The 24,637-nt window shown below is 57.0% G+C and carries 22 protein-coding genes, 1 tRNA gene and 1 pseudogene; 6 read left to right on the plus strand and 18 right to left on the minus strand.

The annotated features are described in order from the left end of the window. Positions 1–67: 67 nt before the first annotated feature. Both V3W49_RS20285 and V3W49_RS20290 read right to left on the minus strand, forming a co-directional pair. A pseudogene (locus V3W49_RS20285) lies at positions 68–1,111 on the minus strand (tyrosine-type recombinase/integrase); the annotation flags it as partial. Between the two features lie 165 nt (positions 1,112–1,276). After that, positions 1,277–1,352: transfer RNA gene (locus V3W49_RS20290), tRNA-Thr, on the minus strand. 168 nt (positions 1,353–1,520) lie between these two features. Here V3W49_RS20290 and V3W49_RS20295 point away from each other — a divergent pair. Next, complete coding sequence (locus V3W49_RS20295) at positions 1,521–2,801, plus strand: DUF445 domain-containing protein (protein ID WP_500147800.1); 1,281 nt, start codon at positions 1,521–1,523, stop codon at positions 2,799–2,801. A 44-nt stretch (positions 2,802–2,845) separates the two neighbouring features. Here V3W49_RS20295 and proA read toward each other — a convergent pair whose 3' ends face one another. The 5 genes from proA to gpt all read right to left on the minus strand — a co-directional run bounded on the left by proA (position 2,846) and on the right by gpt (position 7,773). Further along, positions 2,846–4,099: a glutamate-5-semialdehyde dehydrogenase gene (gene proA / locus V3W49_RS20300; protein ID WP_500147801.1), complete on the minus strand. Its 1,254-nt coding sequence runs from the start codon at positions 4,097–4,099 to the stop codon at positions 2,846–2,848. Between the two features lie 10 nt (positions 4,100–4,109). Continuing rightward, positions 4,110–5,213 (minus strand): glutamate 5-kinase, encoded by a 1,104-nt coding sequence (gene proB, locus V3W49_RS20305; protein ID WP_500147802.1) that lies wholly within the window; start codon positions 5,211–5,213, stop codon positions 4,110–4,112. Between the two features lie 208 nt (positions 5,214–5,421). Then, on the minus strand, positions 5,422–5,823 hold the full coding sequence (gene crl / locus V3W49_RS20310) for a sigma factor-binding protein Crl (protein ID WP_500147803.1): 402 nt from the start codon (positions 5,821–5,823) through the stop codon (positions 5,422–5,424). Positions 5,824–5,953: 130 nt separating this feature from the next. After that, positions 5,954–7,201 (minus strand): esterase FrsA, encoded by a 1,248-nt coding sequence (gene frsA / locus V3W49_RS20315; protein ID WP_500147804.1) that lies wholly within the window; start codon positions 7,199–7,201, stop codon positions 5,954–5,956. Positions 7,202–7,314: 113 nt separating this feature from the next. Continuing rightward, a complete protein-coding gene (gene gpt, locus V3W49_RS20320; RefSeq protein WP_500147805.1) occupies positions 7,315–7,773 on the minus strand; it encodes a xanthine phosphoribosyltransferase in 459 nt (152 codons plus the stop codon). 260 nt (positions 7,774–8,033) lie between these two features. Between gpt and pepD the strand changes: the two genes are divergently transcribed. Further along, positions 8,034–9,491: a beta-Ala-His dipeptidase gene (pepD, locus tag V3W49_RS20325; RefSeq protein ID WP_500147806.1), complete on the plus strand. Its 1,458-nt coding sequence runs from the start codon at positions 8,034–8,036 to the stop codon at positions 9,489–9,491. A gap of 37 nt (positions 9,492–9,528) precedes the next feature. On the opposite strand, the gene dinB is transcribed toward pepD, so the two are convergent. Beyond that, entirely contained in the window at positions 9,529–10,584 is a 1,056-nt protein-coding gene (gene dinB, locus V3W49_RS20330) for a DNA polymerase IV (RefSeq protein WP_500147807.1), read from the minus strand. 184 nt (positions 10,585–10,768) lie between these two features. Between dinB and V3W49_RS20335 the strand changes: the two genes are divergently transcribed. Beyond that, a complete protein-coding gene (locus V3W49_RS20335) occupies positions 10,769–11,575 on the plus strand; it encodes an aminoglycoside phosphotransferase family protein (protein WP_500147808.1) in 807 nt (268 codons plus the stop codon). A 50-nt stretch (positions 11,576–11,625) separates the two neighbouring features. On the opposite strand, the gene nqrM is transcribed toward V3W49_RS20335, so the two are convergent. The 7 genes from nqrM to V3W49_RS20370 are packed head-to-tail and all read right to left on the minus strand — an operon-like array spanning position 11,626 to position 17,698. Continuing rightward, on the minus strand, positions 11,626–11,850 hold the full coding sequence (nqrM, locus tag V3W49_RS20340; protein WP_500147809.1) for a (Na+)-NQR maturation NqrM: 225 nt from the start codon (positions 11,848–11,850) through the stop codon (positions 11,626–11,628). A gap of 11 nt (positions 11,851–11,861) precedes the next feature. Next, positions 11,862–13,085 carry an NADH:ubiquinone reductase (Na(+)-transporting) subunit F gene (gene nqrF / locus V3W49_RS20345; protein WP_500147810.1) on the minus strand — a complete coding sequence of 408 codons (1,224 nt, stop codon included), beginning with the start codon at positions 13,083–13,085 and terminating at the stop codon, positions 11,862–11,864. Between the two features lie 12 nt (positions 13,086–13,097). Further along, positions 13,098–13,694, minus strand: a complete 597-nt coding sequence (gene nqrE / locus V3W49_RS20350) for an NADH:ubiquinone reductase (Na(+)-transporting) subunit E (protein WP_500147811.1) — start codon at positions 13,692–13,694, stop codon at positions 13,098–13,100. Positions 13,695–13,697: 3 nt separating this feature from the next. Next, complete coding sequence (locus V3W49_RS20355; protein WP_500147812.1) at positions 13,698–14,336, minus strand: NADH:ubiquinone reductase (Na(+)-transporting) subunit D; 639 nt, start codon at positions 14,334–14,336, stop codon at positions 13,698–13,700. After that, positions 14,329–15,120 carry a Na(+)-translocating NADH-quinone reductase subunit C gene (locus V3W49_RS20360; protein WP_500147813.1) on the minus strand — a complete coding sequence of 264 codons (792 nt, stop codon included), beginning with the start codon at positions 15,118–15,120 and terminating at the stop codon, positions 14,329–14,331. Before V3W49_RS20360 ends, V3W49_RS20355 begins: the two co-directional genes overlap by 8 nt. Continuing rightward, a complete protein-coding gene (locus V3W49_RS20365) occupies positions 15,113–16,351 on the minus strand; it encodes an NADH:ubiquinone reductase (Na(+)-transporting) subunit B (RefSeq protein WP_500147814.1) in 1,239 nt (412 codons plus the stop codon). Before V3W49_RS20365 ends, V3W49_RS20360 begins: the two co-directional genes overlap by 8 nt. Positions 16,352–16,354: 3 nt before the next feature. After that, entirely contained in the window at positions 16,355–17,698 is a 1,344-nt protein-coding gene (locus V3W49_RS20370; protein WP_500147815.1) for a Na(+)-translocating NADH-quinone reductase subunit A, read from the minus strand. Positions 17,699–18,146: 448 nt separating this feature from the next. Here V3W49_RS20370 and dpaA point away from each other — a divergent pair, with 448 nt between their 5' ends. Beyond that, the gene (dpaA, locus tag V3W49_RS20375) at positions 18,147–18,881 is read left to right on the plus strand and encodes a peptidoglycan meso-diaminopimelic acid protein amidase (RefSeq protein ID WP_500147816.1); all 735 of its coding nucleotides are present in this window, start codon (positions 18,147–18,149) and stop codon (positions 18,879–18,881) included. Here the strand turns inward: dpaA and V3W49_RS20380 are convergent. Together V3W49_RS20380 and lpcA are read right to left on the minus strand one after the other, a co-directional pair. After that, positions 18,852–19,619: a class II glutamine amidotransferase gene (locus tag V3W49_RS20380; RefSeq protein WP_500147817.1), complete on the minus strand. Its 768-nt coding sequence runs from the start codon at positions 19,617–19,619 to the stop codon at positions 18,852–18,854. The two genes, dpaA and V3W49_RS20380, sit on opposite strands and share 30 nt — an antisense overlap. 53 nt (positions 19,620–19,672) lie before the next feature. Then, the gene (gene lpcA, locus V3W49_RS20385; protein WP_154777511.1) at positions 19,673–20,254 is read right to left on the minus strand and encodes a D-sedoheptulose 7-phosphate isomerase; all 582 of its coding nucleotides are present in this window, start codon (positions 20,252–20,254) and stop codon (positions 19,673–19,675) included. Positions 20,255–20,478: 224 nt separating this feature from the next. Here lpcA and fadE point away from each other — a divergent pair, with 224 nt between their 5' ends. Beyond that, positions 20,479–22,923, plus strand: a complete 2,445-nt coding sequence (gene fadE, locus V3W49_RS20390; RefSeq protein ID WP_500147818.1) for an acyl-CoA dehydrogenase FadE — start codon at positions 20,479–20,481, stop codon at positions 22,921–22,923. Between the two features lie 43 nt (positions 22,924–22,966). On the opposite strand, the gene ivy is transcribed toward fadE, so the two are convergent. After that, positions 22,967–23,416, minus strand: a complete 450-nt coding sequence (gene ivy, locus V3W49_RS20395; RefSeq protein ID WP_500147819.1) for an Ivy family C-type lysozyme inhibitor — start codon at positions 23,414–23,416, stop codon at positions 22,967–22,969. Positions 23,417–23,613: 197 nt separating this feature from the next. Here ivy and V3W49_RS20400 point away from each other — a divergent pair, with 197 nt between their 5' ends. Then, the gene (locus V3W49_RS20400) at positions 23,614–24,384 is read left to right on the plus strand and encodes an amidohydrolase (RefSeq protein ID WP_500147820.1); all 771 of its coding nucleotides are present in this window, start codon (positions 23,614–23,616) and stop codon (positions 24,382–24,384) included. The last annotated feature ends 253 nt before the right edge of the window (positions 24,385–24,637 follow it).

Below are 24,637 nucleotides of genomic sequence, written 5' to 3' on the forward strand. Positions count from 1 at the left end.
CATAATGTCACCTGTTTTTGTCTATGAGGCGATGATATCACCTCTGTTCAGGTGGCCAGATTAACTATGCCACTACATACCCCTGTTCATGTAGGATGGTACTCATGGTGTGGCGGAAGCCATGACCAGTAACTCTACCGTGATAGCCAATACGCTTAAACATCTGGTTAATGCTGGCTTCGCTCATTGTCTTTCTTGGATCGTTCCGGCCGGGGAACATCAGAGGATAATTCCCTGTCATCTCCCGAACCTGTCCAATTATGATTATTGCCTGGCTGGACAGGGGAACAATATGAGGTCGGCGCATCTTCATCCGTTCAGCCGGTATTTCCCAGACGGCATTATCGGTATCAACTTCCGACCACTCAGCGGCTCTTAGTTCTCCTGTGCGCAACCCGGTGAGAATAAGCAACCTTGCAGCCAGTACCACCAGCTCGCTTCCGGTGTAATCCCCCATAGCTTTAAAGAATGCTGGTAGCTCCTGAGCATTAAGGAATGGGTAATGGTTAGACTCATGCCCCTGCATAGCACTGGTGAGATCTGGCGCTGGGTTATACTCAGCCCTTCCCGTTACAATAGCGTACCGGAATACTTCACCGCACCGCTGGCGAACCTTCTTAGCCTTCTCTGTGGCACCCCGCCCTTCAATCCGTCGCAGCACGTTAAGCAGTTCCAGCGGCTTTACCTCAGAGACAGGCTTCCGACCAATATAAGGGAACACATCTTTTTTAAAGGCTTCCATGATGTCGGAGGCGTAACCTTCAGACCATTTCTTCGCTTTGCTGGTATGCCATTCAATGGCTATTTCCTGAAACGTGTTTTTTACCTGAGCTTCCCGCGCCAGCTTTTCTTCCTGCTTCGCTTTGCCTGGGTCGATACCCCCAGCGATACCCCGTTTAGCTTCATCCCGCCTTGCTCTGGCATCAGAAAGCGACACTTCAGGATATACCCCCAACGCCAGCAACTTTTCTTTACCAGCAACGCGATACTTCAATCGCCAGTAGCGAGAACCATTAGGATTGACCAGTAGATACAATCCACCGCCATCGGCCATCTTGTAAGGCTTATCCTTAGGTTTCGCGGTTTCTACCTGACGGGCATTTAACTTCATTGGGGGTATCTCCACCAGACCGAACAGCATATACCCCCGAATGTACCCCCAATCATGCGTGGATTTTGGGAAACGTCAGTGGACGTCAGAATACTATCGAGAGCGCCAGATAAGGCAGTACAAGGGCTTTTAGTGGACTTGAGTAGACTTTGAGAGATGTTTAAATGGTGCCGGTAATAGGAGTCGAACCTACGACCTTCGCATTACGAATGCGCTGCTCTACCAACTGAGCTATACCGGCCCGGGGGATGTGCGCAGGAGCCTGAGCACGGGCTAAAGAGTAAGGAAAAGCGAGGGAGGCGTCAACCGCCTGCCGTGTCGGCTGCTGCTTTTTACATCATTCACCGCTGAATTCCTGGTTTCCGCTGCCCGGCTACCGCTGCGTCGCGCATCGGGTTATGCTTTGGGTATGGAAAAACTCACTGAACTGAAGCGGGCCCGTCGCCTGGCGCTGGCCCTGCTGCTGATTGCCGCGGCGGTATTTATCGCTACGCTGTTTCTGCCGCCGGCGCGCTGGGTCAGCGGCGTGAAGGCCACTGCCGAAGCCGCTATGGTGGGGGCGCTGGCCGACTGGTTTGCCGTGGTGGCGCTGTTTCGCCGGGTGCCGATTCCTTTTATCTCCCGCCATACCGCCATTATTCCCCGCAAGAAGGATCGCATCGGCGATAATCTTGGGCAGTTTATTCGCGAAAAGTTTCTGGATACCCGCTCGCTGGTGCAACTCATTCGCCATTACGATCCCATCCGGGCCATCGGTAACTGGCTGAGCCGGCCGGCCAACGCGCAGCGGCTGGGCGGTCATCTGTTGCAGGTAATGAGCGGCTTTCTCGATCTGGCCGACGATGCCCGCATTCAGCGCCTGTTGCGGCGCGCCGTACATCGCGCTATCGATAATGTGGATCTGACCCAGTCCAGCGCCATGGTGCTGGAAAGCATGACAAAGGATAACCGACATCAGGCGCTGCTAGACGCCCTGATAGAGCAGCTGATTACCCTGGTGAATCGCGACGGCACCCGGGAATTTCTGGCGCGCCAGATAGTACGCTGGCTGGAAACAGAACACCCGCGTAAGGCGCGAATATTGCCTACCGAGTGGCTGGGCGAACACAGTGCCGAGCTGGCCGCCAGTATCGCCAACGCCCTGCTGGATGATATCAGCCACGATCGCGGTCATCAGATCCGCCACGCCTTCGACAGCGCCACCCAAAAGCTTATCAATAAGCTGAAGCACGACCCCGAAATGGCCGCCCGGGCCGATAACATCAAAACCTGGCTGAAAGAAGACGCCGCCTTTAACCGCTATATCGGCGAACTGTGGGGCGATCTGCGCGGCTGGCTGAAGCGGGATATGCAGGCGGATGCCCCGGTAACCGGCCAGCGTATCGCCAGAGCCGGACAGTGGTTCGGGGAGGCGCTGATTGAGGATAGCGCGCTGCGCGCCTCGCTGAACGAGCATCTGGAACAGGCCGCAGCTCAAATGGCGCCTGATTTCGCCGCCTTCCTGACCCGTCATATCAGCGATACGGTCCGCAGCTGGGATGCCCGTGAAATGTCCGAGCAGATCGAGCTGAACGTCGGTAAGGATCTGCAGTTTATCCGTATTAACGGCACCCTGGTGGGCGGCGCCATTGGATTGATTCTCTGGCTGCTGTCACAGATCCCCACGCTGCTTGATATCGCACCGCGATAAAAAAGGCGCCCCGGAAGGCGCCTTTGCAGACCTTAGTAAAAACCTCAAGCGCGGACGGTATCGTCGCCGTAGCCAATCCACTTATAGGTGGTCAACGCTTCCAGCCCCATCGGGCCGCGCGCGTGCAGCTTCTGGGTGCTGACCGCCACTTCCGCTCCCAGACCAAACTGGCCGCCGTCGGTAAAGCGGGTAGAGGCGTTCACATAGACTGCCGAAGAGTCCACCGCGTTAACGAAACGCTCGGCGCTGCGCATATCGCGGGTCAGAATCGCATCCGAATGCTGGGTGCCGTGCAAGCGAATGTGATCAATGGCAGCGTCCAGATCATCCACCAGGCAGACATTGAGATCCAGCGACAGGAACTCGTCATCCAGCTCTTCCGGCTTCTGGGGCACCACCTGCGCCGGCCCTTCTTCCAGCTCTGCCAGCGCCGCGCGATCGGCGTGCAGGGTCACCCCCTTTTCCGCCATTCGCTGGCTCAGGGCCGGCAGAAACTCTTTAGCGATCTCGCGGTGTACCAGCAGCGTCTCTACGGTGTTGCAGGTACTCGGACGCTGGGTCTTGGCGTTAGTGATGATATCCAGCGCCGGTTCGAACGCCATGCTCCTGTCCACAAAGATATGGCAGACGCCGATACCACCGGTAATGACCGGAATGGTAGACTGTTCACGGCACAGTTTGTGCAGTCCGGCACCGCCGCGCGGAATAAGCATATCGATATAGCTGTCCATCTTCAGCATCTCGGCCACCAGCGCGCGATCCGGGCTTTCGATCGCCTGCACCGCACCGGCCGGCAGACCGCAGGCTTCCAGCGCGTTCTGAATCACTTTTACAGTGGCGGCATTGGTGCGGTATGTCTCTTTACCGCCGCGCAGAATGACGGCATTCCCGGTCTTCAGGCACAGAGAGGCAACATCGATGGTGACGTTCGGTCGCGCCTCGTAGATCACCCCCACCACGCCGAGCGGCACCCGGCGCCGCTCCAGGCGCAGGCCGCTGTCCAGTGGAGCACCGTCGATAAGCTGCCCCACCGGATCCGCCAACTGGCAGACCTTACGAACATCGTCGGCAATGCCTTTCAGACGCTCCGGCGTCAGCGCCAGGCGGTCGAGCATCGCTTCGCTCAGGCCGTTATCGCGCGCTTCGGCCAGATCCTGCTCATTGGCCGCCAGAATCGCCCCGGCCTGCGCTTCCAGCTGGTCGGCGATACGCGCCAGTACGCGGTTCTTTTCCGGGCCCGACAGCTGAGCCAGTTGATAAGAGGCCTCTTTTGCCGCTTTACCCATTTGTTCCAGCATAAGCCTCTCCTTAAATAACGATCATATCGTCCCGGTGCATGGCGACCGGGCCATATTCATAGCCCAGAATCGTGTCGATCTCCTGGGAGTGATGGCCGGCAATGCGGCGCAGGGCGTCACTGTTATAGCGGGTAACGCCATGGGCGATGTCGCGCCCGTCCAGACTGAGCACGCGAATCACCTCACCGCGGGAAAAGTCGCCGCTAATCGTGCGAATGCCGGAAGGCAGCAGCGAGCTGCCGCGGCTCAGAAGTGCGTTAAGGGCGCCATCGTCGATGGTGATATCACCCACCGCTGGCGCGCCGAACAGCCAGCGTTTACGGCTTTCCAGCGGCGACTCCTCGGCCAGGAAGCGGGTACCGACCGAAACACCTTTGGCGACATCTTCAATCACGTCTGGCAGGCTACCGGAGGCGATCACCACCTCGATACCGGCGCGGCAGGCCACGTCCGCCGCCTGCAGTTTGGTGCCCATACCGCCGGTACCCAGCCCGGAAACGCTGTCCCCGGCGATGGCACGCAGCGCATCATCCACTCCCTGCACCTCTTTAATCAGTTCTGCGGTCGGATCGGTACGCGGATCGGCGGTAAACAGCCCCTGCTGGTCGGTCAGCAGCAGCAGGCGATCGGCGCCGCCCAGAATCGCCGCCAGTGCGGAAAGGTTGTCGTTGTCACCAACTTTGCTCTCTGCCGTCGCCACCGCGTCGTTTTCGTTAATAATGGGGACGATATTGTTATCCAGCAGGGATCGCAGCATATCGCGCGCGTTCAGAAAGCGTTCGCGATCATCCATATCGGCGCGGGTCAGCAGCATCTGACCAACGTGAATGCCGTAGATGGAAAAGAACTGCTCCCAGAGCTGGATCAGGCGAATCTGCCCCACCGCCGCCAGCAGCTGGCGAGAGGCGATGGTTGGCGGCAGCTCAGGGAATCCCAGATGTTCACGGCCAGCGGCAACGCCCCCGGAAGTGACGATAATAATGCGGTGTCCCGCAGCGTGCAGATGGGCGCACTGGCGCACCAGTTCCACAATATGGGCACGATTCAGACGGCGTGAGCCGCCGGTCAGTACGCTTGTGCCAAGCTTAACTACCAGAGTCTGGCTATCGCTCATAGTGTTTTGCCATTTTGGTCAGGAAAAAAGGGAAGAGCTTTGCATGTTGTTGTATCAGGTGTCGGGCACCTTGCCAACAGGCGGGGGGAGAAAAGGAAGTGAATACGCGGGAGTAGCGGCTTGCGTCGCAATATAAGATGACAGGCCTCCTGTAACTATCAGATTGAAAGATATGAAAAACGCCAGTCAGAGCTGGCGTTTTACGCGATCAGGCGCGGAGTTTTACCGGCTCTTCGACAAAGCCCTGCGCCGGAACCAGTTCAAATGAAAGCTCGGTCAGCAGCGCCTCCAGCCGTCCGTGAAAACTGCGCAACGCCTGTATCACCTTCTGCTCGACCTCTTTATCCTTGATGGCGACCGGTACCCAGACCCCTTCTTTATCAAACAGGCCGAACTTCCAGGTGTAGTGGAACTGTTTATCAACAGCGGTCAGTTCCATCCACCATCCCCAGAATTCACGCAGTTCGGGGGCGGGTTTTACGTTAACGCAGACAGCAAGGCAGTCGAAGAAAAAGCGATTATCTTCGCACTTCTCCTCCCGGATGTAGGGGCCAAGCGCGGTAAATTTTTTGATCAATCGACTCTTCGGGTATCCACTCGGTAACGTCATTGCGATCTCCTTTTGTGAACCCCCAGTTTTATCAAACATAAGAAATTTCGCAACAATCAGACTAACAATCAGGCACATTTCCGATACCTGCACGGCAAGTGGAAAGAGCGAACGGAACCGCGCCAGAGCGCTATTTCAGGCGCTTTGCCAGCCAGTTGGTAATCTCGCGCAGCGCCTTATCAAAATTCAGAAAAAGCGGACTGAACGGGATGTTAAGCAGCTTACCGTCGGCCGAGGACGAGGCGATTAACCGCGAATCCTGCTCGGGGCTGAAGGGATCGCGCTCCCAGAAACCGGAAAGCATCGGCGTGGGGCAGCGGCGCCCCAATAACCCCTGGGTTTTCAGAGAGTAGCGGTTAAGCTCCACCCGCAGGGCTTCATCGGAAGCGTCAGTCATGCCCAGGCGACTGGCCAGCACGTCGATATACATCTCAGGCACCCGCTGCTGACGTTCGATTTCACTAAGCAGGGAGTGCACCACCGGCCCCAGACAGGCCACCGCGCGCAGGCGCGGCGATTCCAGATAAGCCAGACGCACCGCCACGTTAGCACCGAAGCGAAAGCCAAACGCCGCCACCCGGGTGTGATCGACCCAGGGAACATCCGACAGGGCGCGCAGCACGTGCTGGTGCAACAGGCTGGAATCCTGAGTCAGTTTCCATTTGGCAGAAAAACCCACCGAGGGCATATCGATCGTCAGCATGGCCATGCCCGCGGGCGCCAGATAGCGTTCAAACAGGCGATAGTAGTCGCTTTGCAGCGCATCCAGGCCACCGCACAGCAGTACGGTGGGAAACGGCCCCTCCTGCCCTTTCGGCATATGCAGAAAGCCGGTGATATCGCTGCCGCCCGGCACCGGAAAGGTCAGTTTCCGCAGCCCGCCAGGCAGGCGCGGCGCCGCCTCTTCATAGGCATTGTTCGCCAGCACCTGGGCCTGCTCGGCCAGGTCATCGCCTTTCAGGTGAGGATAGGCGGCAATGCTGTAGAGATTGGCTGCCATCAGCCACTGTTTGCCACACAGTTCAGGATCCTGCTGCTGGCCCGCCCGCTGCTGCCACAGCATAGCCTGCTTCGACCATTCGTAGATCCAGTTGCCGCTGCGGTAGCCGACGACGGTATCGTAATAGCCGTTATTGGTACGTTCAGCCTCACTGACAGCGATACGGCACTGCACATCCATCATTTCCAGCGGATCCACACCGCGCCAGATCCAAAGCAGGCGATTAATCAGGCGGTACCAGTGAGGTTCCGTGCGTCCGTCCAGCGGTGAGTGGATCTCTTCTCTCTTGCGATGACGAGCGCGCCGCACCAGCGTAGAGGTTTCCGGGTGTTTAAAGCGGGGTTTGAACAGATCTTCGCTGAGGTTGCGCTTCGACATGGCGGCCCTTTCTCCCTAAAACGGATAAGCGGCCCTATTGTACCCGCTGCTATAGCGTTTAAAAACAGACGCCCGGCTTTAGCCGGGCGTCTGTTCCACATTTATTTAAGGGATTAACGGCCAGCCAGCGGCGGCACGAAGGCAACCCCCATATCCCAGGGCTGCTCAATCCAGGTATTCTGCGGAATGTCGATTTCGTAATCATCCACCAGCGGCTTACCCGCCGGCTTGGCGAAAATGGTGACGAAGCGCGCTTTCGGGTACATTTCGCGAATTGCAACGGCGGTACCGCCGGTATCCACCAGGTCGTCAATAACGATGAAGCCTTCGCCGTCGCCTTCTGCGCGCTTCAGGACTTTCATTTCTCGCTGGTTATCGTGGTCGTAGCTGGAGATGCACACGGTATCGACATGGCGAATACCCAGTTCGCGCGCCAGCAGCGCAGCCGGTACCAGACCACCGCGGCTGACCGCGATAATGCCTGTCCACTGCTCAGCCGGCAGCAGACGGCTGGCCAGCTTGCGGGCGTGAATCTGCAACATGTCCCAGGTGACGACGTATTTTTCGCTCATGTGATGTGTCCCGGCCTATCAATAACGGCTCAAAAAGTATTCGAATGGAATCAGGTTGCGCGAAATTATAGTGACCTGGGGCACCAAACACCAGCCTCAGTTGCGCAACGGCGCGGTTTTTAGGCTTTCGCATCCCCGACACGACGGAGAAAATGGTATCCTCAGGTTATCGCGCGGGATGAGGCCCGCGGTACATTTAATCCGGTCAACCCTCTGAGCAGCGCTACTTTTATCGCTGCTCAACGTCAAGGAGACGCATTGTGTCTGAACTGTCTCAACTCTCCCCGCAGCCGCTGTGGGATATTTTCGCCAAAATCTGTTCCATTCCTCACCCTTCCTACCACGAAGAGCAACTGGCACAGCATATTCTCGACTGGGCGAAAGAGAAGGGCCTGCACGCGGAACGCGATCGGGCCGGTAATATTTTGATCCGCAAGGCGGCGACGCCGGGCATGGAGAACCGCAAGCCGGTAGCGCTCCAGGCGCATCTGGATATGGTTCCCCAGAAAAACAACGATACTGAGCACGACTTCACCAAAGATCCCATCCGCCCTTATATCGACGGCGAATGGGTCAAAGCGCGCGGCACAACGCTGGGCGCCGATAATGGCATCGGTATGGCCTCGGCGCTGGCGGTGCTGGCAGATGACAGCGTTGAGCACGGCCCGCTGGAAGTGCTGCTGACTATGACCGAAGAAGCGGGCATGGACGGCGCCTTTGCGCTGCAGCCCAACTGGTTGCAGGCGGAGATTCTGATCAACACCGACTCCGAAGAAGAAGGGGAGATCTATATGGGTTGCGCCGGCGGCGTTGACGCTATCTCTACCCTGCCCCTGACCCGTGAAGCGCTGCCCGACGGTTTCGAAACCGTTAAGCTGACCCTGAAAGGGCTAAAAGGCGGTCACTCCGGTGCCGAAATCCACCTGGGACTGGGCAATGCCAACAAACTGCTGGCCCGTTTCCTGCGCGAACAGGCGCCGCGGTTGGATCTGCGTCTTATCGACTTTACCGGCGGCACATTGCGTAACGCCATCCCGCGCGAAGCCTTTGCCACTCTGGCGGTCAGCAAAGCCCAGGCGCAGGAGCTGAAACAGCAGGTCGCCGATTATCTGGCGGTGCTGCAAAATGAGCTCTCTCAGGTTGAGAAAAACCTGACTATTCAGTTGGAGCCGGTTCACGCGGAACATCAACCGCTGGACAAACAGAGCCGCGATACCTTCCTGAACCTGCTGAACGCCACGCCGAACGGCGTTATTCGCAACTCCGACGTAGTGAAAGGGGTGGTGGAAACTTCCCTGAACCTGGGCGTGGTCACCACGGAAGGCGACAAGGCGCAGATTATCTGCCTTATTCGTTCACTTATCGACAGCGGCAAAGATTACGTGGTGAGCATGCTCGCTTCCCTCAATGCGCTGGCAGGCGCCACGCTCGAAGCGAAAGGCAGCTATCCAGGCTGGCAACCGGATGACAAATCGCCGGTAATGCAGCTGGTGCGCGAAACCTATCAGCGCCTGTTTAACAAGACGCCGAACATCATGGTGATTCATGCCGGTCTGGAATGCGGCCTGTTCAAGAAACCTTATCCGGAAATGGATATGGTCTCTATCGGGCCAACCATTACCGGCCCGCACTCGCCGGATGAGCAGGTTCATATCGAAAGCGTGGGTCAGTACTGGAAACTACTGACCGAACTTTTGAAATCCATTCCTGCGAAGTAAGCAGTTACCCACCGGCTCCCGAGGGAGCCGGTCTGCTTTATAGCCCCAGCACTAACTGGCGCTCCAGTTCCGGCGCCAGAAGCGTGACGTGCAGCCCCACCAGCCGAACACCGCGCCCCCCGCGTCGCTCGTCCCAGGTTTTACGCGCCGTCGCCAGAAGATCCTCTTTATTTAATCGCGGCCAGACGTGCTCCTGAGTCGTTAGCTGGAAATCAGCAAATTTCAGCTTAACGCCCTGGCGGGCAATTAGCAGATCTGGTTTCACCTTAGCCAGCCGCCTTTCCAGTTCAGGATAGAGCCGTTCAATGATCTCTGCACACTCATGCCATTCATGAATATCCTGAGCCAGCGTGCGCTCCACGCCAACCGATTTACGCAATCGGTCAGTGTTTACTGCGCGTGGATCAACGCCGTGGCTGCGTTCCCACAGTACCCGACCAAACTTGCCAAAACGCTTAAGCAGCATGGCAAGATCGCTGCGCTGCACGTCGGCGCAGGTACGCAATCCCATCTCCTCCAGGCGTGCCGCCGTCACTTTCCCTACCCCGGGAATTTTGGCAAGTTTCAGCCCGGCCAGAAAATCGCCCATCGATTCCGGCGTGATCACATACTGGCCATCTGGCTTATTCAGATCGGATGCTATTTTGGCCAGAAACTTAATCGGCGCTACCCCGGCCGAGGCCGTAAGATTCAGCTCCCGGGCGATGGTGGCGCGAATTTCTTTGGCCATCAGCGTAGCGGAGCCGTGGCAGTGCGGACTGTCGGTCACATCCAGATAGGCTTCGTCCAGCGACAGTGGTTCAATGCACGAAGTATAGCGACTAAAGATTTCCCGGATATGGGCGGACGCCTCTTTATAAGCATCGAAACGCCCCGGCAGTAGAGTCAGGTGCGGGCAGAGTTTAAGCGCCATGGCGGTGGGCATGGCGCTGCGTACGCCATATTTACGCGCCGGATAGTTGGCGGTGCTGATAACGCCGCGCCGCTCCCGGCTGCCGCCGATGGCCAGCGGAATATCACGCAGCGCCGGGTTATCCCGCATCTCGACGGCTGCGAAAAAGCAGTCCATATCGACATGAATAATCTTGCGCATAGTTTACCACCACAACTGTATATGCATACAGGATAGAAAAAGATACGCCGGACTGCAACGCTTTCCCGCCACTATCGGCGGCAAGAATACGCCTTCTCCGGCGCACTGGGGTGAAAAAGGATAAGAAGTCAGAAGATTAGAAAAATCTCGTTGCCAGGTGACAGGAACAGTAAAATAGCAGCTAATGGACAAAAATAACTCACGACTCAACGAACTTCATCAACGCTGGCGACTCACCGCCGATGGCGCTCCGTTTCGCACCCACAGTAGTCTGCTCCAGCCAGTGTTATACCGCGGACTGCCCGCCATGGTGAAGATAGCCCTGTGCCAGGAAGAGTACCAGGGCGGTCTGGTGATGCAATTCTGGAACGGCGAAGGCGCGGCCCGGGTCTACCAGCGGGACGACGAGGCGCTACTGCTGGAACGCGCTGCCTGTCGGCGAACGCTAATCGGGATGGTCGCCGCAGGCAAAGACGACGAAGCAACCCGAATTCTCTGTGACGCGGTTAATCGCCTGCACCGACACAAGGCCCCACAATCATTATTCCTGACGCCGCTAAAGCGGCGACTGGCCGCCCTGGAACAGGCCACCGCCGCCCCTTACCCGCATGCGGCGGCCATTGCCAGAGAATTGTTAAGCGATCCTCATCCCTCTGTTGTACTACACGGCGATATTCACCATGCCAATATTATCGATGCGCAACGAGGCTGGATCGCCATCGACCCCAAAGGACTGTCAGGCGAACGAGGATACGACTTCGCCAATATTTTGTGTAACCCTGACGAGGCGACAGCGCTGACTCCCGGACGACTGCTACGCCAGACAGAGATTATCGCCGAATGCAGCGCTCTTGACCGCCAACGACTGCTGGCATGGGTGGCGGTTCACGCCGCGCTTTCAGCCGCGTGGCTGGAGGAAGAGGGCGCCGCTCCCGGCTGGAGACTGAGCGTTTCACAGACGGCTATGGCGCTGTTAAAGAAGAAAGGTTAACGCAATAAAAAGAAAAGGCCCGGACATTCTCCGGGCCTTTCGTCATCGGGTTACAGAATCCGATCCTGCTCCAGCTTCTGCCGACGCTGTGCCGCCGCCATTCGCGCCTTACGGGCATCGCAAGGCTCCGGACAGTCGCACACCTTCTCAAGGCCCAGCGAACTAATGCCTCCACAGCTACCCTGCAGCGACTTACGCTTCACAATATAGCCCAGCGACATACCCAGAATCACCAGGGCGAAGATGGCGAAGCTCGCCAGAAATACCGTTAGCATTTCGGCCTCCATCAACCGCCGAAGTCGTCGAGCAGGATGTTTTCATCCTCCACGCCGAGATCCTTCAGCATTTTAATCACCGCCGCGTTCATTACCGGCGGCCCACACATATAGAACTCACAATCTTCCGGCGCCGGATGATCGCGCAGATAGTTCTCATACAGAACATTGTGGATGAAGCCTGTATGACCCGTCCAGTTATCCTCTTCCAGCGGTTCGGAAAGCGCGACATGGAAGGTGAAATTCGGATTTTCACGAGCCAGTTGTTCGAACTCATCCTGGTAGAACATTTCACGCAGCGAACGGGCGCCATACCAGAAGCTAATCTTACGCTTGCTGCCCAGACGTTTAAGCTGATCGAAGATATGGGAACGCATCGGCGCCATACCCGCACCACCACCGATGAAGACCATTTCGGCGTCGGTCTCTTTGGCGAAGAATTCGCCAAACGGGCCAGAGATGGTCACCTTATCGCCCGCCTTCAGCGACCAGATATAGGAAGACATAATCCCCGGCGCCACATCAGGCAGGCGTGGCGGCGGAGTGGCGATACGCACGTTGAGCATAATAATGCCCTTCTCTTCCGGATAGTTCGCCATGGAGTAAGCGCGCACTACCTGCTCTTTGCTTTCAGAGACGTAGCGGAACAGATTGAACTTGTCCCAGTCTTCACGGTATTCATCCGGTACGTCGAAGTCTGCATAAGCGACCTTATGGGGCGGGCATTCGATCTGAATGTAGCCCCCGGCACGGAATGGCACCACTTCCCCTTCCGGAATCTTCAGCTTCAGCTCTTTGATAAAGGTGGCCTTGTTATCGTTAGAGATAACCTCACATTCCCACTTCTTCACCCCAAAGATCTCTTCCGGCAGCTCCAGCTTCATATCGCGTTTTACCGCGACCTGACAGGCCAGACGACAGCCCTCTTTGGCTTCGCGTTTAGTGATGTGCGAAAGCTCGGTCGGCAGGATGTCGCCGCCGCCCTCTTTCACCGTGACCCGGCACTGGCCACAGGAGCCGCCACCGCCACAGGCGGAGGAGATAAAAATCCCCTGCTCGGCCAGGGTGTTAAGCAGCTTACCGCCAGCCGGCGAATGGAACTGTTTGTCCGCCTCGTTATTAATCTCAATCAGCACGTCGCCGGAATTAACCAGCTTCGATCGGGCAAAGATAATCAGCAGCGCCAGCGCCAGTACGATTAGCGTAAACATGACTACGCCAAGAATAATTTCCATCTGTTACGCCCCTTATAGCTGCACACCGGAGAATGACATAAAGCCCAGCGCCATCAGTCCGGTGGTGATAAAGGTGATCCCAAGCCCGCGCAGCCCTGCCGGCACGCTGGAGTACTTCATCTTTTCACGAATCCCTGCCAGCGCGACTATCGCCAGCATCCAGCCCATGCCGGAACCCAGGCCATAAACGATGGACTCCGGGAAGTTGTAATCGCGCTGAACCATAAAAGAGACGCCGCCAAAGATGGCACAGTTCACCGCAATCAGCGGCAGGAAGATCCCCAGCGCGTTATAGAGCGACGGGAAGAAGCGATCCAGCGTCATTTCCAGAATCTGCACCAGGGCTGCAATCACGCCGATAAAGGTAATGAAGTTCAGGAAACTGAGATCGATACCTTCCACCAGCGCGCCATCGCGCAGCACCAGGTTATAAATCAGGTTATTGACCGGCACCGAAATTCCCAGCACTACAGTCACCGCGACGCCAAGGCCAAAGGCCGTAGAAACCTTCTTCGATACCGCCAGGAAAGTACACATCCCCAGGAAGAAGGCCAGCGCCATGTTCTCAACGAACACCGCGCGCACGAACAGACTAATATAGTGAGCCATCACTTACTCCTTCTCCTGCTGTTGCGGCTTCAGGGTACGCAGCGCCCAGATCAGCAGCCCGATCAGGAAGAAAGCGCTGGGTGCCAGCAGGAACAGGCCGTTCGGCAGATACCAGCCGCCATTCTGCACCGTATCCAGCACGGTAACGCCGAACAGCTTACCGCTGCCGAACAGTTCACGCACAAAGCCCACCACCAGCAGAATCGCTCCGTAGCCAAGACCATTGCCGATACCGTCCATAAAGCTTGCCATCGGCGGCGACTTCATCGCATAAGCCTCGGCGCGCCCCATCACGATACAGTTGGTGATAATCAGCCCCACGAACACCGACAGCTGCTTGGAGATTTCATACGCAAAGGCCCGCAGGACCTGGTCCACCACGATAACCAACGAAGCGATGATCGCCATCTGCACGATAATACGCACACTACTGGGGATCTGCTTGCGGATCATAGAGATAAACATACTGGAGAACGCAGTCACCAGCGTTACAGCAATCGCCATAACGAAAGCGGTCTCCAGTTTGGTGGTCACCGCCAACGCTGAACAAATCCCAAGGATTTGCAGCGTGATAGGGTTGTTTTCCACCAGCGGGCTGACCAGAACCCGCTTAATCTCTGTCATGTCGCCCATTTCAGCCATTGTTGAGCTCTCCTTCACGAACCTGTTTCAGGAAGGGACCAAAACCGTTTTCCCCCATCCAGAAATCAAAACTGTGCTGTACGCCGTTAGAAGTCAGCGTCGCACCGGAAAGCGCATCCACCGCATACTCATCTCCCGGGCGAGCACCGCCTTTCACAACGCGAATCGCAGGTTTGCCCTGGTCATCCAGCACCTTTTTGCCAATCCACTGACGTCGCCAGTTGGGGTTTTCCACTTCTCCGCCCAGCCCCGGGGTTTCCCCCTGGTCGTAGTAAGTAATCCCTTTTACGGTGCGACCATCGGTGTCCAGCGCCACAAAGGCGTACATCATCGACCACAGACCGTTGCCGTAGATCGGTAGTACCAGCTCCTGCACCTTTTTATTCTCGTCGCGCACCAGATAGATTTCGACGATATTGCTGCGGCGCTTAATTCCGGCCGGATCCTGGCCGGCGCTCAGCGTCATGCTCTGCTGCGGATCGCGCAACGCCTTCGCTGGATCGAAACTGGCCGGATCTTTATCCAGCAGCTTGCCGCTTTCCAGATCGAGCAGGCGCGGAGAGATGCGCTCGCTGTAGATTCCCTTGACGTCATTGCTGGTCATGCCCGGTTGCATTAAACCCGCCACATCCAGGATATTGCGCTGCTTATCGAGCAGTTTCTGCTCCTGCTGGCGCGACTTTAGCCCCACCGCCGAGCCTGCCACCACCACCGAGCAGACCAGGCAGAGAACCAGCACCACCAGCAGCGTTTTACCAATGGTATCGTTTCCTTTATTAGCCACGCGACTTCCTCCGCTTGATGTTGGCCTGCACCACCAGATAGTCAAACAGCGGCGCGAACAGGTTGGCGAACAGGATCGCCAGCATCATTCCTTCAGGATAGGCCGGATTGACCACCCTAATCAGCACGCACATCACGCCGATCAAAATGCCGTAACTCCACTTCCCTTTATCGGTAAAAGAGGCGGAAACCGGATCCGTCGCCATAAACATCATGCCGAAGGCGAAACCGCCCAGCACCAGATGCCAGTACCACGGCATCGCAAACAGCGGGTTAGTGTCAGAGCCAATCACGTTAAACAGCGAGGCGGTGGCGATCATCCCCACCATCACGCCAGCAACGATGCGCCAGGAAGCGATACGGGCAAACAGAATCACCGCGCCGCCAATCAGAATCATCAATGTGGAAACTTCGCCAATGGAGCCCGGGATGTTCCCCAGAAAGGCGTCCATCCAGCTCACCGGCTGACCGGTAGCGACGTTCACCAGAGATTCTCCGCCGCCGCTCGCCCACTGGGAAAGCGGCGTCGCGCCGGAAAAGCCATCCGCCGCCGTCCAGACCAGGTCGCCGGAAATCTGCGCCGGGTAGGCAAAGAACAGAAAAGCGCGCCCCGCCAGCGCCGGGTTCAGGAAGTTGCGCCCGGTACCGCCGAAGATCTCTTTGCCAAGCACCACGCCAAAGGAGATACCCAGCGCCGCCTGCCACAGCGGCAGAGTCGGCGGCACAATCAGCGCGAACAGAATCGAAGTGACGAAGAAACCTTCGTTAATCTCGTGCTTACGGATAATGGAAAACAGCACTTCCCAGAAGCCCCCCACCACGAAAACCGTGATGTAAATGGGCAGGAAAAACGCCGCGCCAATAGCCATCATGCTTACCCAACCGGCATCCGCAGCGAAACTGGCACCCAGTAAATGCGCCAGCTGATAGTGCCAGTCCCCTGCAATAACCTGCTGTAGCTGTTCCGGACTATGGAGCTTCCCCAGCGCCTGGAGGGTCTGATGCCCCACGTTGTACATGCCCCAGAACATTGCCGGGAAGACCGAGAACCAGACCAGAATCATCATACGCTTCAGGTCGATGGCGTCGCGCACGTGGGACGCCCCGCGCGTAGCGATACCCGGCGTATAGAAGATGGTGGCTGCCGCTTCATAGAGCGGATAGTACTTCGCCAGCTTGCCGCTACCGGTAAAGTGCGGCTCCAGTTTTTCAATCAGATGCTTTAAGCCCATCAGTTATCCTTCCTGCTCGATGCGGGTTAAGACCTCGCGCAGCACCGGGCCATATTCGTATTTCCCCGGGCAGACATAGGTACAGAGCGCCAAATCCTCTTCATCCAGCTCCAGGCAGCCCAGCGCCTGAGCGCTGTCGCTGTCTCCCGCCAGCAGATCGCGCAGCAGCATGGTCGGCAGGATATCCAGCGGCATCACACGCTCATAGTTGCCGATAGGCACCATGGAACGCTCGCCGCCGTTGGTATCGGTGGAGAAGTTAAACAGCTTATGTTTGAGGAAATGACCCACTGTGGTACGGGTGATGGAAAACTTGTCGCTGCCCGGCGCAACCCAGCCGAACAGCTCTTTTTCGCGCCCCTCTTTCAGTACCGTCACCTGCAGGTGGAAACGGCCAAGGAAAGCATGAGGGCCGTAAGCCCGGTTACCGCTCAGCACCGAACCGGATATGATTCGGTTTTCCCCTTCCAGCAGTTCCCCCGCTGTGAGCTGATCCAGCGAAGCGCCAATCTGAGTACGCAACAGGCGCGGACGCGCCACCTGCGGGCCGCCCAGCGCAATCACGCGTTCAGTCCACAGCTCCCCCTCAACAAACAATTTACCGATGGCGATCGCGTCCTGGTAGTTCAGATGCCAGACGCTTTTTTTCTGGCTAACCGGCTCCAGAAAGTGGATATGCGTACCGGGAAGCCCCGCGGGATGCGGGCCGGAAAACTCATTGAAGGTCACCTGAGCAGCAGGATGCCCGCCCAGTTTGCCGCCCCCCGCCTGGCAGACGTGCACTTTGCCTTCCGTCAGGCGCGTCAGCACGCTGAGACCCGCGTCAAACATGGCGCGATGCGCCTGAATAATCGGCTGAGGATCGACCGCCAGCGGGTTAGTATCCATCGCTGTGACAAAGATAGCCGCCGGCACGCTACCCGGCACCGGCGATTTGCTGAACGGGCGGGTGCGAAACGCGGTCCATAGACCGGATTCCAGCAGTTGCCGGGTTACCGTTTCCCGGGACAGCGAATCAAGCTGGCCCGCTTCGTATTTGTCAAAAGTCACTCGATCGTCGCCATCAACGGCAATCACTACCGACTGCAGCACCCGGCGTTCGCCGCGGTTAATGGCTTCAATCGTACCGCTGGCCGGCGCGGTAAACATAACCCCAGGGTTCTTTTTATCTTCAAAGAGCGCTTGTCCTTTACGTACCCGATCCCCTTCGCGGATCAGCATAGAAGGACGCATGCCCACATACTCTTCTCCGAGCACGGCCACGCGGTCAGGCGTCGGCCCTTCGTCAATACGCTGTTCCGGCTGGCCAGCGATTGGCAAATCAAGCCCTTTTTTAATTTTGATCATAAGGTCATCACGTATGGTTAATCGTTATCGCGCCGCCGCGTTCCGGGAGGCGCCCGAGCGAATTAGATTAATCGTGTCCGCCATACGGAAAAGAAGGAAGGTGGCATCATGACCACATAGGTTCACCGAGCAGTGAACGCTGGAAAAGCGTCCGTTCTATTCCGCACATCATCATCGCGGCCGATTTTAGCATTAATTACCCTGTAACCGGCAGAATTCCTGAGTTTATGGCACCGTAATTGCGAACGGACACGCAAACTTTCAGAAACTGACGGAATCCTGCATAGCGTATAGGGAATGACCAAATTGTAAAAGCGGTAAGCAAGCGCTTGCTAAATTCACCGGCGGTGATAATGTGAGCGCATAAAATCGGGTTTTCCGTCTTTATTACCGCTTTAAGGCCGCCCAGGCCTGTTTGCTTCATCAGGTTTATCAAGGAACCAGCAGTATGCGTAAAATCGCACTCTTCATTGCGATACTTTTGATGCCGTGCCTGTCGTTCGCCGGCCTGCTTAGCGGCCAGGGGAGCACTCCCCTTCCCGGTAAGCAGCAGTATATGGGTTCCCCGGTCTATATTCAGATCTTCAAGCAAGAGCGCATCCTTGAGCTCTATGTCAAGAACGGGGAAAAGTACCAGCTTCTCAGCAGCTATAACATCTGCAACTACTCTGGCGGCCTGGGCCCCAAGCGCCGTATGGGCGACTTTAAGAGTCCGGAAGGATTTTATAGCGTCGATCGCAGTCAGCTTAAGCCGGATAGCCGCTTCTATAAGGCCATCAATATCGGTTTTCCCAATGAGTTCGATCGCCAGAACGGCTATGACGGTAAATATCTGATGATCCACGGCGCCTGCGTTTCCGTAGGCTGCTACGCCATGACGGATACCGGCATTGACGAGATCTTCCAGTTTGTGACCGGCGCCCTGCTGTTCGGCCAGCCGCGGGTTCAGGTCAGCATTTACCCGTTTCGCATGACCGACGCCAATATGGAGCGCCACAAGCACTCTTATTACGCAGGCTTCTGGAAACAGCTGAAGCCGGGCTATGACTACTTCAATAAGTACCATATGCCGCCCGTCGTTTCGGTCAACAACGGCCAGTATGTGGTCAATGAGCAGCCGCCGAGCGCGGCGGCACCTCAGTCGCTGTTTGCCTCAAACGATACGCTCGCCAAGGCAAAATAGCGCCCACTCTCCCGGCGCTACCCGGCTCCATGCCTCATTACCCGTCAGGGGCTGGGTCGCAATCACCGTTACCACGTCATTCGGCGTGGTTTCCCGTTGAAAATCAATTTCCACATCCTGATCCAGCAACGTCGCGACGCCGAACGGCGCGCGGCGGGTGATCCAGAACAAATTAGTGGAGCACCAGGCCATCACGTAACGCCCATCGCTGAGCAGCATATTGAAGACCCCTTTTTCGCGTAGCTGAGCCGCAAGCCCGGCAATAAAGCGGAATACGGCGGGCATATTGCCGGGGGTTCGCGGATAGCGCTGCGCCATCTGATGCAGCAGCCAGCAGAAAGCGTGCTCGCTGTCGGTTTCTCCCACCGGACGGAAATTCCCGGTCTCCAGCCCACGCCAGCCCTTAAGCTGCCCGTTATGCGCATAGGTCCAGTTGCGGCCCCAGAGTTCGCGGGTAAAGGGATGAGTATTTTCCAGCGCCACCTTACCGCGGTTCGCCTGGCGAATATGGGCCACCACCGAGCAGGATTTTATAGGGTATTCCTTCACCAGTTTTGCGACAGGCGAGTTATAGCCAGGCTGCGGATCTTTAAAAGTACGGCACCCTTTACCTTCGTAAAAGGTGATACCCCAGCCATCTTTATGGGGGCCGGTACCGCCACCGCGCTGTACCAGACCGGTAAAACTAAAGCAGATATCGGTCGGTACGTTAGCGCTCATCCCGAGCAGTTCACACATGACAACCTCCCCTGCCAGGCCTGCCCCCGCGCACCGTCGGGGGCACGATAGACTTACGCTTTCACCATCTCTTTTTCGATCAGCATCATCAGAATGTGGATCACTTTAATATGGATCTCCTGAATGCGATCGGCATAGCCAAAATGCGGCACGCGAATTTCAATATCAGCCGTGCCCGCGATCTTGCCGCCGTCTTTACCGGTCAGTGCGATCACCTTCATGCCTTTAGCGCGGGCCGCTTCGATAGCTTTGATGACGTTGGCCGAGTTGCCGGAAGTGGACAAGCCCAACAACACGTCGCCTTCGCGCCCTACCGCCTCAACGTAACGGGAAAAGACATAGTCGTAGCCGAAATCATTGCTGACGCAGGAAAGGTGGCTGACATCCGAAATCGCAATCGCCGGGTAGCCTGGACGGTTTTCGCGATAGCGCCCGGTCAGCTCTTCCGCGAAGTGCATCGCATCACAGTGAGAGCCGCCATTACCGCAAGAGAGTACCTTGCCGCCGGCCTTGAAGCTATCTGCCAGCATGACCGCCGCCCGCTGGATAGCATGAATATTGGCATCGTCTTTCAGGAAATTAGCCAGCGTTTCCGCGGCCTCGTTCAGTTCACTACGAATCATGTCCTGGTACATGAGGTTATCCTTCAGCCTGATCTAATCACACAGTGAAGTGTACCGGATAGCAGCAGAAGCGAGAAGCGTAACCGCGCAGCCTCGACGCATGTTTTGCAGTTCCGAGCGGTCATTCCGTGAGCACTGTTGTAATTTTTTTGTGAATGAATTGCTAAAAACAAGCACCTCGACTACAACCATAGTAATGACTGGTCTGACCTCTTAAGAAGACGGGAGTCTCTTCTATGATGATGTTGAGTATCGTTGCAACCCTTGTTCTGCTCAGCGCACTCTTTTACCACCGCATCAGCCTGGCATTGAGTAGCGTAATTCTTCTGGCGTGGACGGCGTTACTCGGCGCCATTGGCGTCTGGGCGCCATGGCTGTTGGTGCCGCTGGCGATTATTCTGGTGCCCTTCAACCTGGCGCCAATGCGCCGCGCGCTGTTCTCCGCACCGGTACTGCGCGCCTTCCGCAAGGTTATGCCGCCAATGTCACGTACCGAAAAAGAGGCTATCGACGCCGGAACAACCTGGTGGGAAGGCGAACTGTTTCGCGGACGTCCGGACTGGAGCCGGTTGCATAACTACCCGCAGCCGCGACTGACCGAAGAAGAACAGGCGTTTCTGGACGGCCCGGTAGAAGAAGCCTGCCGCATGGCTAACGATTTCCAGATCACCCATGAAATGGCCGATCTTCCGCCGGAACTGTGGGCTTACCTGAAAAAACACCGCTTCTTCGCGCTGATCATTAAAAAAGAGTATGGTGGGCTGGAGTTTTCCGCTTATGCCCAGTCCCGGGTACTACAAAAACTGGCCGGCGTTTCCGGTATCCTGGCCATCACCGTTGGGGTGCCTAATTCCCTTGGCCCCGGCGAACTGTTGCAACACTACGGTACCGATGAACAAAAAGATCACTATCTGCCGCGCCTGGCGCGGGGCGAAGAGATCCCCTGTTTCGCCCTGACCAGCCCGGAAGCAGGATCGGATGCCGGCGCCATTCCGGATCGCGGCGTGGTTTGCATGGGGGAATGGCAGGGCGAACAGGTGCTGGGGATGCGCCTGACCTGGAACAAGCGCTATATCACGCTGGCCCCCATAGCCACCGTGCTGGGGCTGGCTTTTAAGCTGGACGATCCCGAACACCTGCTGGGCGATCGCGATGAACTGGGGATCACCTGCGCGCTGATCCCCACCAGTACGCCGGGCGTGGAGATAGGTAAGCGCCACTTCCCGCTGAACGTTCCATTTCAGAACGGCCCCACCCGCGGTCAGGATATTTTCGTGCCCATCGATTACATCATCGGAGGGCCGAAAATGGCAGGCCAGGGCTGGCGCATGCTGGTGGAATGCCTGTCGGTCGGACGCGGTATCACTCTGCCTTCCAACTCCACCGGCGGTGTGAAGAACGTGGCGCTGGCCACCGGCGCCTATGCCCATATCCGACGCCAGTTTAAAATCTCCATTGGCAAAATGGAGGGTATCGAAGAGCCCCTGGCGCGTATCGCCGGTAACGCTTACGCCATGGATGCCGCCGCTTCGCTGATAACCTACGGCATTATGCTGGGCGAAAAACCGGCAGTGCTGTCGGCTATCGTCAAATACCATTGTACCCATCGCGGCCAGCGCGCCATCATCGACGCCATGGATATCACCGGCGGTAAAGGCATTATGCTGGGCGAAAACAATTTCCTGGCTCGCGCTTATCAGGGTGCCCCTATTGCCATTACCGTCGAGGGCGCCAATATCCTGACCCGCAGCATGATGATCTTCGGTCAGGGCGCTATTCGCTGCCATCCCTTCCTGCTGGACGAGATGGCCGCGGCAGGCCGTAACGACGTTAACGAATTTGACCGTCTGCTGTTTCGCCATATCGGCCACGTAGGCAGCAATAAGGTGCGCAGTTTTTGGCTGGGACTCACCAATGGCCATACCAGCGCCACCCCAACCCGGGACGCTACCCGCGGCTACTATCAACAGATAAACCGGCTTAGCGCCGCGCTGGCGCTACTATCAGATGTGTCGATGGCGCTGCTGGGCGGCAGCCTGAAGCGGCGTGAACGCATCTCCGCCCGTCTGGGCGACGTGCTCAGCCAGCTCTATTTCGCCAGCGCGATACTGAAGCGCTATGACGATGAAGGACGCCAGCAGGCTGATTTACCGCTGGTGCACTGGGGGGTGCAGGATGCGCTATTCCAGGCCGAACAGGCCATTGACTCCCTGCTGCGCAACTTCCCGCATCGCCTGATGGGCAGCGCACTGCGACTGATTACGCTGCCGCTGGGCCGCCGCTGTCATGCGCCGTCGGATAAGCTGGAAAGCAAACTGGCGCAGATCCTCCAGACGCCGTCAGCCACCCGATCACGCATTGGTCGCGGCCAGTATCTGACCCCCAGCGAATATCATCCCGCCGGCCAGCTGGAAGAGGCTCTGCAGGCGATAATGGCCGCAGAATCTATCCACCAGCGGCTGTGTAAAACTCAGGGAAAAAATCTCGCCTTTACCGCGCTGGATAAACTGGCGGAACAGGCGCTGAGCCAGGGGTGGGTTAATCAGGAGGAAGCCGACACGCTGCGCCGTGCCGAAGCCTGCCGCCTGCGTACCATTAACGTAGACGAGTTTGAGCCGCAAGCGCTGGCAACACGGCCGCTCGCCCGGGAAAGAAAAGCCCACAGCCCGGAAGCCGCCTGAAGACGCAGCTAAAAAAAAGCGGAGCCTGGCTCCGCTTTTTTTATTACTTAAAGTTGAAAGCGTCGGGATGATTTTCCAGGCTGCCGGTCAGCGCCGCGTAAAGCACCGTTTTACCGTCGATGGATTCGGCATCGCCCACATTCAGCCATTTCAGTTGCTCGCTTGACTTCGCTTCATCAACCGCGGAGTAGAGCCCCATCATTCGCTTGAGTTTAGGCGAATAGAGCACGGCAATGCGTTCACTGCCACAGTCATGCGGTTTACAGGATTCCAGCACCAGGTAACGGTTATCCCCTAACTGAACCTCTTTGGTTTCAGTACTGGTTCCTCCTTTGGTCACCCACGCCGGAAGCTTATGCCCTTCCACCATCTTCGCAAATTCGGCTTTGGTGCTCTGCGAAGTAGCAAGCTGGCCTACCGTCAGTGAGCTATCGGCCGCGGCGGCGCTGCCCGCCACCAGAAATAGTGTGACTATGAGTGTTTTCTTTAACATGCTTTTCTCCCCGGGGATGCTATCGCCCTGTCAGAACGCGGCGTCACTGCCGCTGCGGATTTAATGGTGGTTCAGAGAGGGCAGGAATGCAAATATCTCATGGGAGATAGTCGATATAACAACCGGATAAGCTGAGTGGTCTTCTTTTATGACCATCATGCTACAGTGTTCTGAAACCGTTTCCGGAGAGCCCAACCGTGTCTTTTTTGAAAATTACGCTGTTGCAGCAGCCGCTAGCCTGGATGGACGGCGCCGCTAATCTGCGCCATTTCGAACCACTTCTGGAGCAGATAACAGACAGTGACCTGATCCTGTTACCCGAAATGTTTACCACCGGTTTCGCTATGGAGGCCGCGCAACAATCGATGCCGGAAGAAGAGGTGATTACGTGGCTGCAAGACAAAGCCCGCCAGTGCAACGCGCTGGTAGCAGGCAGCGCCGCTATCCGCAGCGAGGCAGGTGCCGTAAACCGCTTTCTGCTGGTGCAACCGGACGGTATCGTCCACCGTTACGATAAGCGCCATCTGTTTCGCATGGCGCAGGAACACCATCATTATCAGCCAGGTAGTGAACGTAAGGTTGTCGAGTGGCGCGGATGGCGCATTCTGCCGCAGATTTGCTACGACCTGCGCTTCCCGGTCTGGTCACGCAATCGCAATGATTATGATCTGGCGCTGTTTGTCGCTAACTGGCCGGCGCCGCGCGCCCATCACTGGCAGGCGTTACTGACGGCCCGCGCCATTGAAAACCAGGCTTACGTGGCAGGCTGTAACCGGGTCGGCACCGATGGCAACGGCCTGCACTATCGGGGCGACAGCCGTATCATCGACCCACAGGGAAACATTATGGCCAGCGCTGAGCCCCATCAGGCCTGCAGACTGGAAGCCCGGTTATCGCTGGAAGTGCTGAATAATTACCGGGAAGCATTTCCGGCCTGGCGTGACGCCGATGATTTCAGACTGGATTAACACATAAATACCCTCCGGCATAGCCGGAGGTTTTACATATGCTCCTGTAAGAAGCACTTATCGGTTGCGCCCCACAGACCACGAGCTGGATTCTCGTTACTTGCGACCCGTAAGCGAGCTGGCTGCATACGGAATCGATACCGCTCTTCCGGCACTCCTGCTCCAGTGAGAGCTTTATATAGTCCTGCGCCTTACGCCCCTCTGGCTGGAGGGGGCTCAGCATACGACGAAAAAGCCCTGAATCATTGCTGAT

Origin of the sequence: Rosenbergiella sp. YN46 (assembly GCF_036620675.1) — a bacterium.
GTDB lineage: Bacteria > Pseudomonadota > Gammaproteobacteria > Enterobacterales > Enterobacteriaceae > Jejubacter.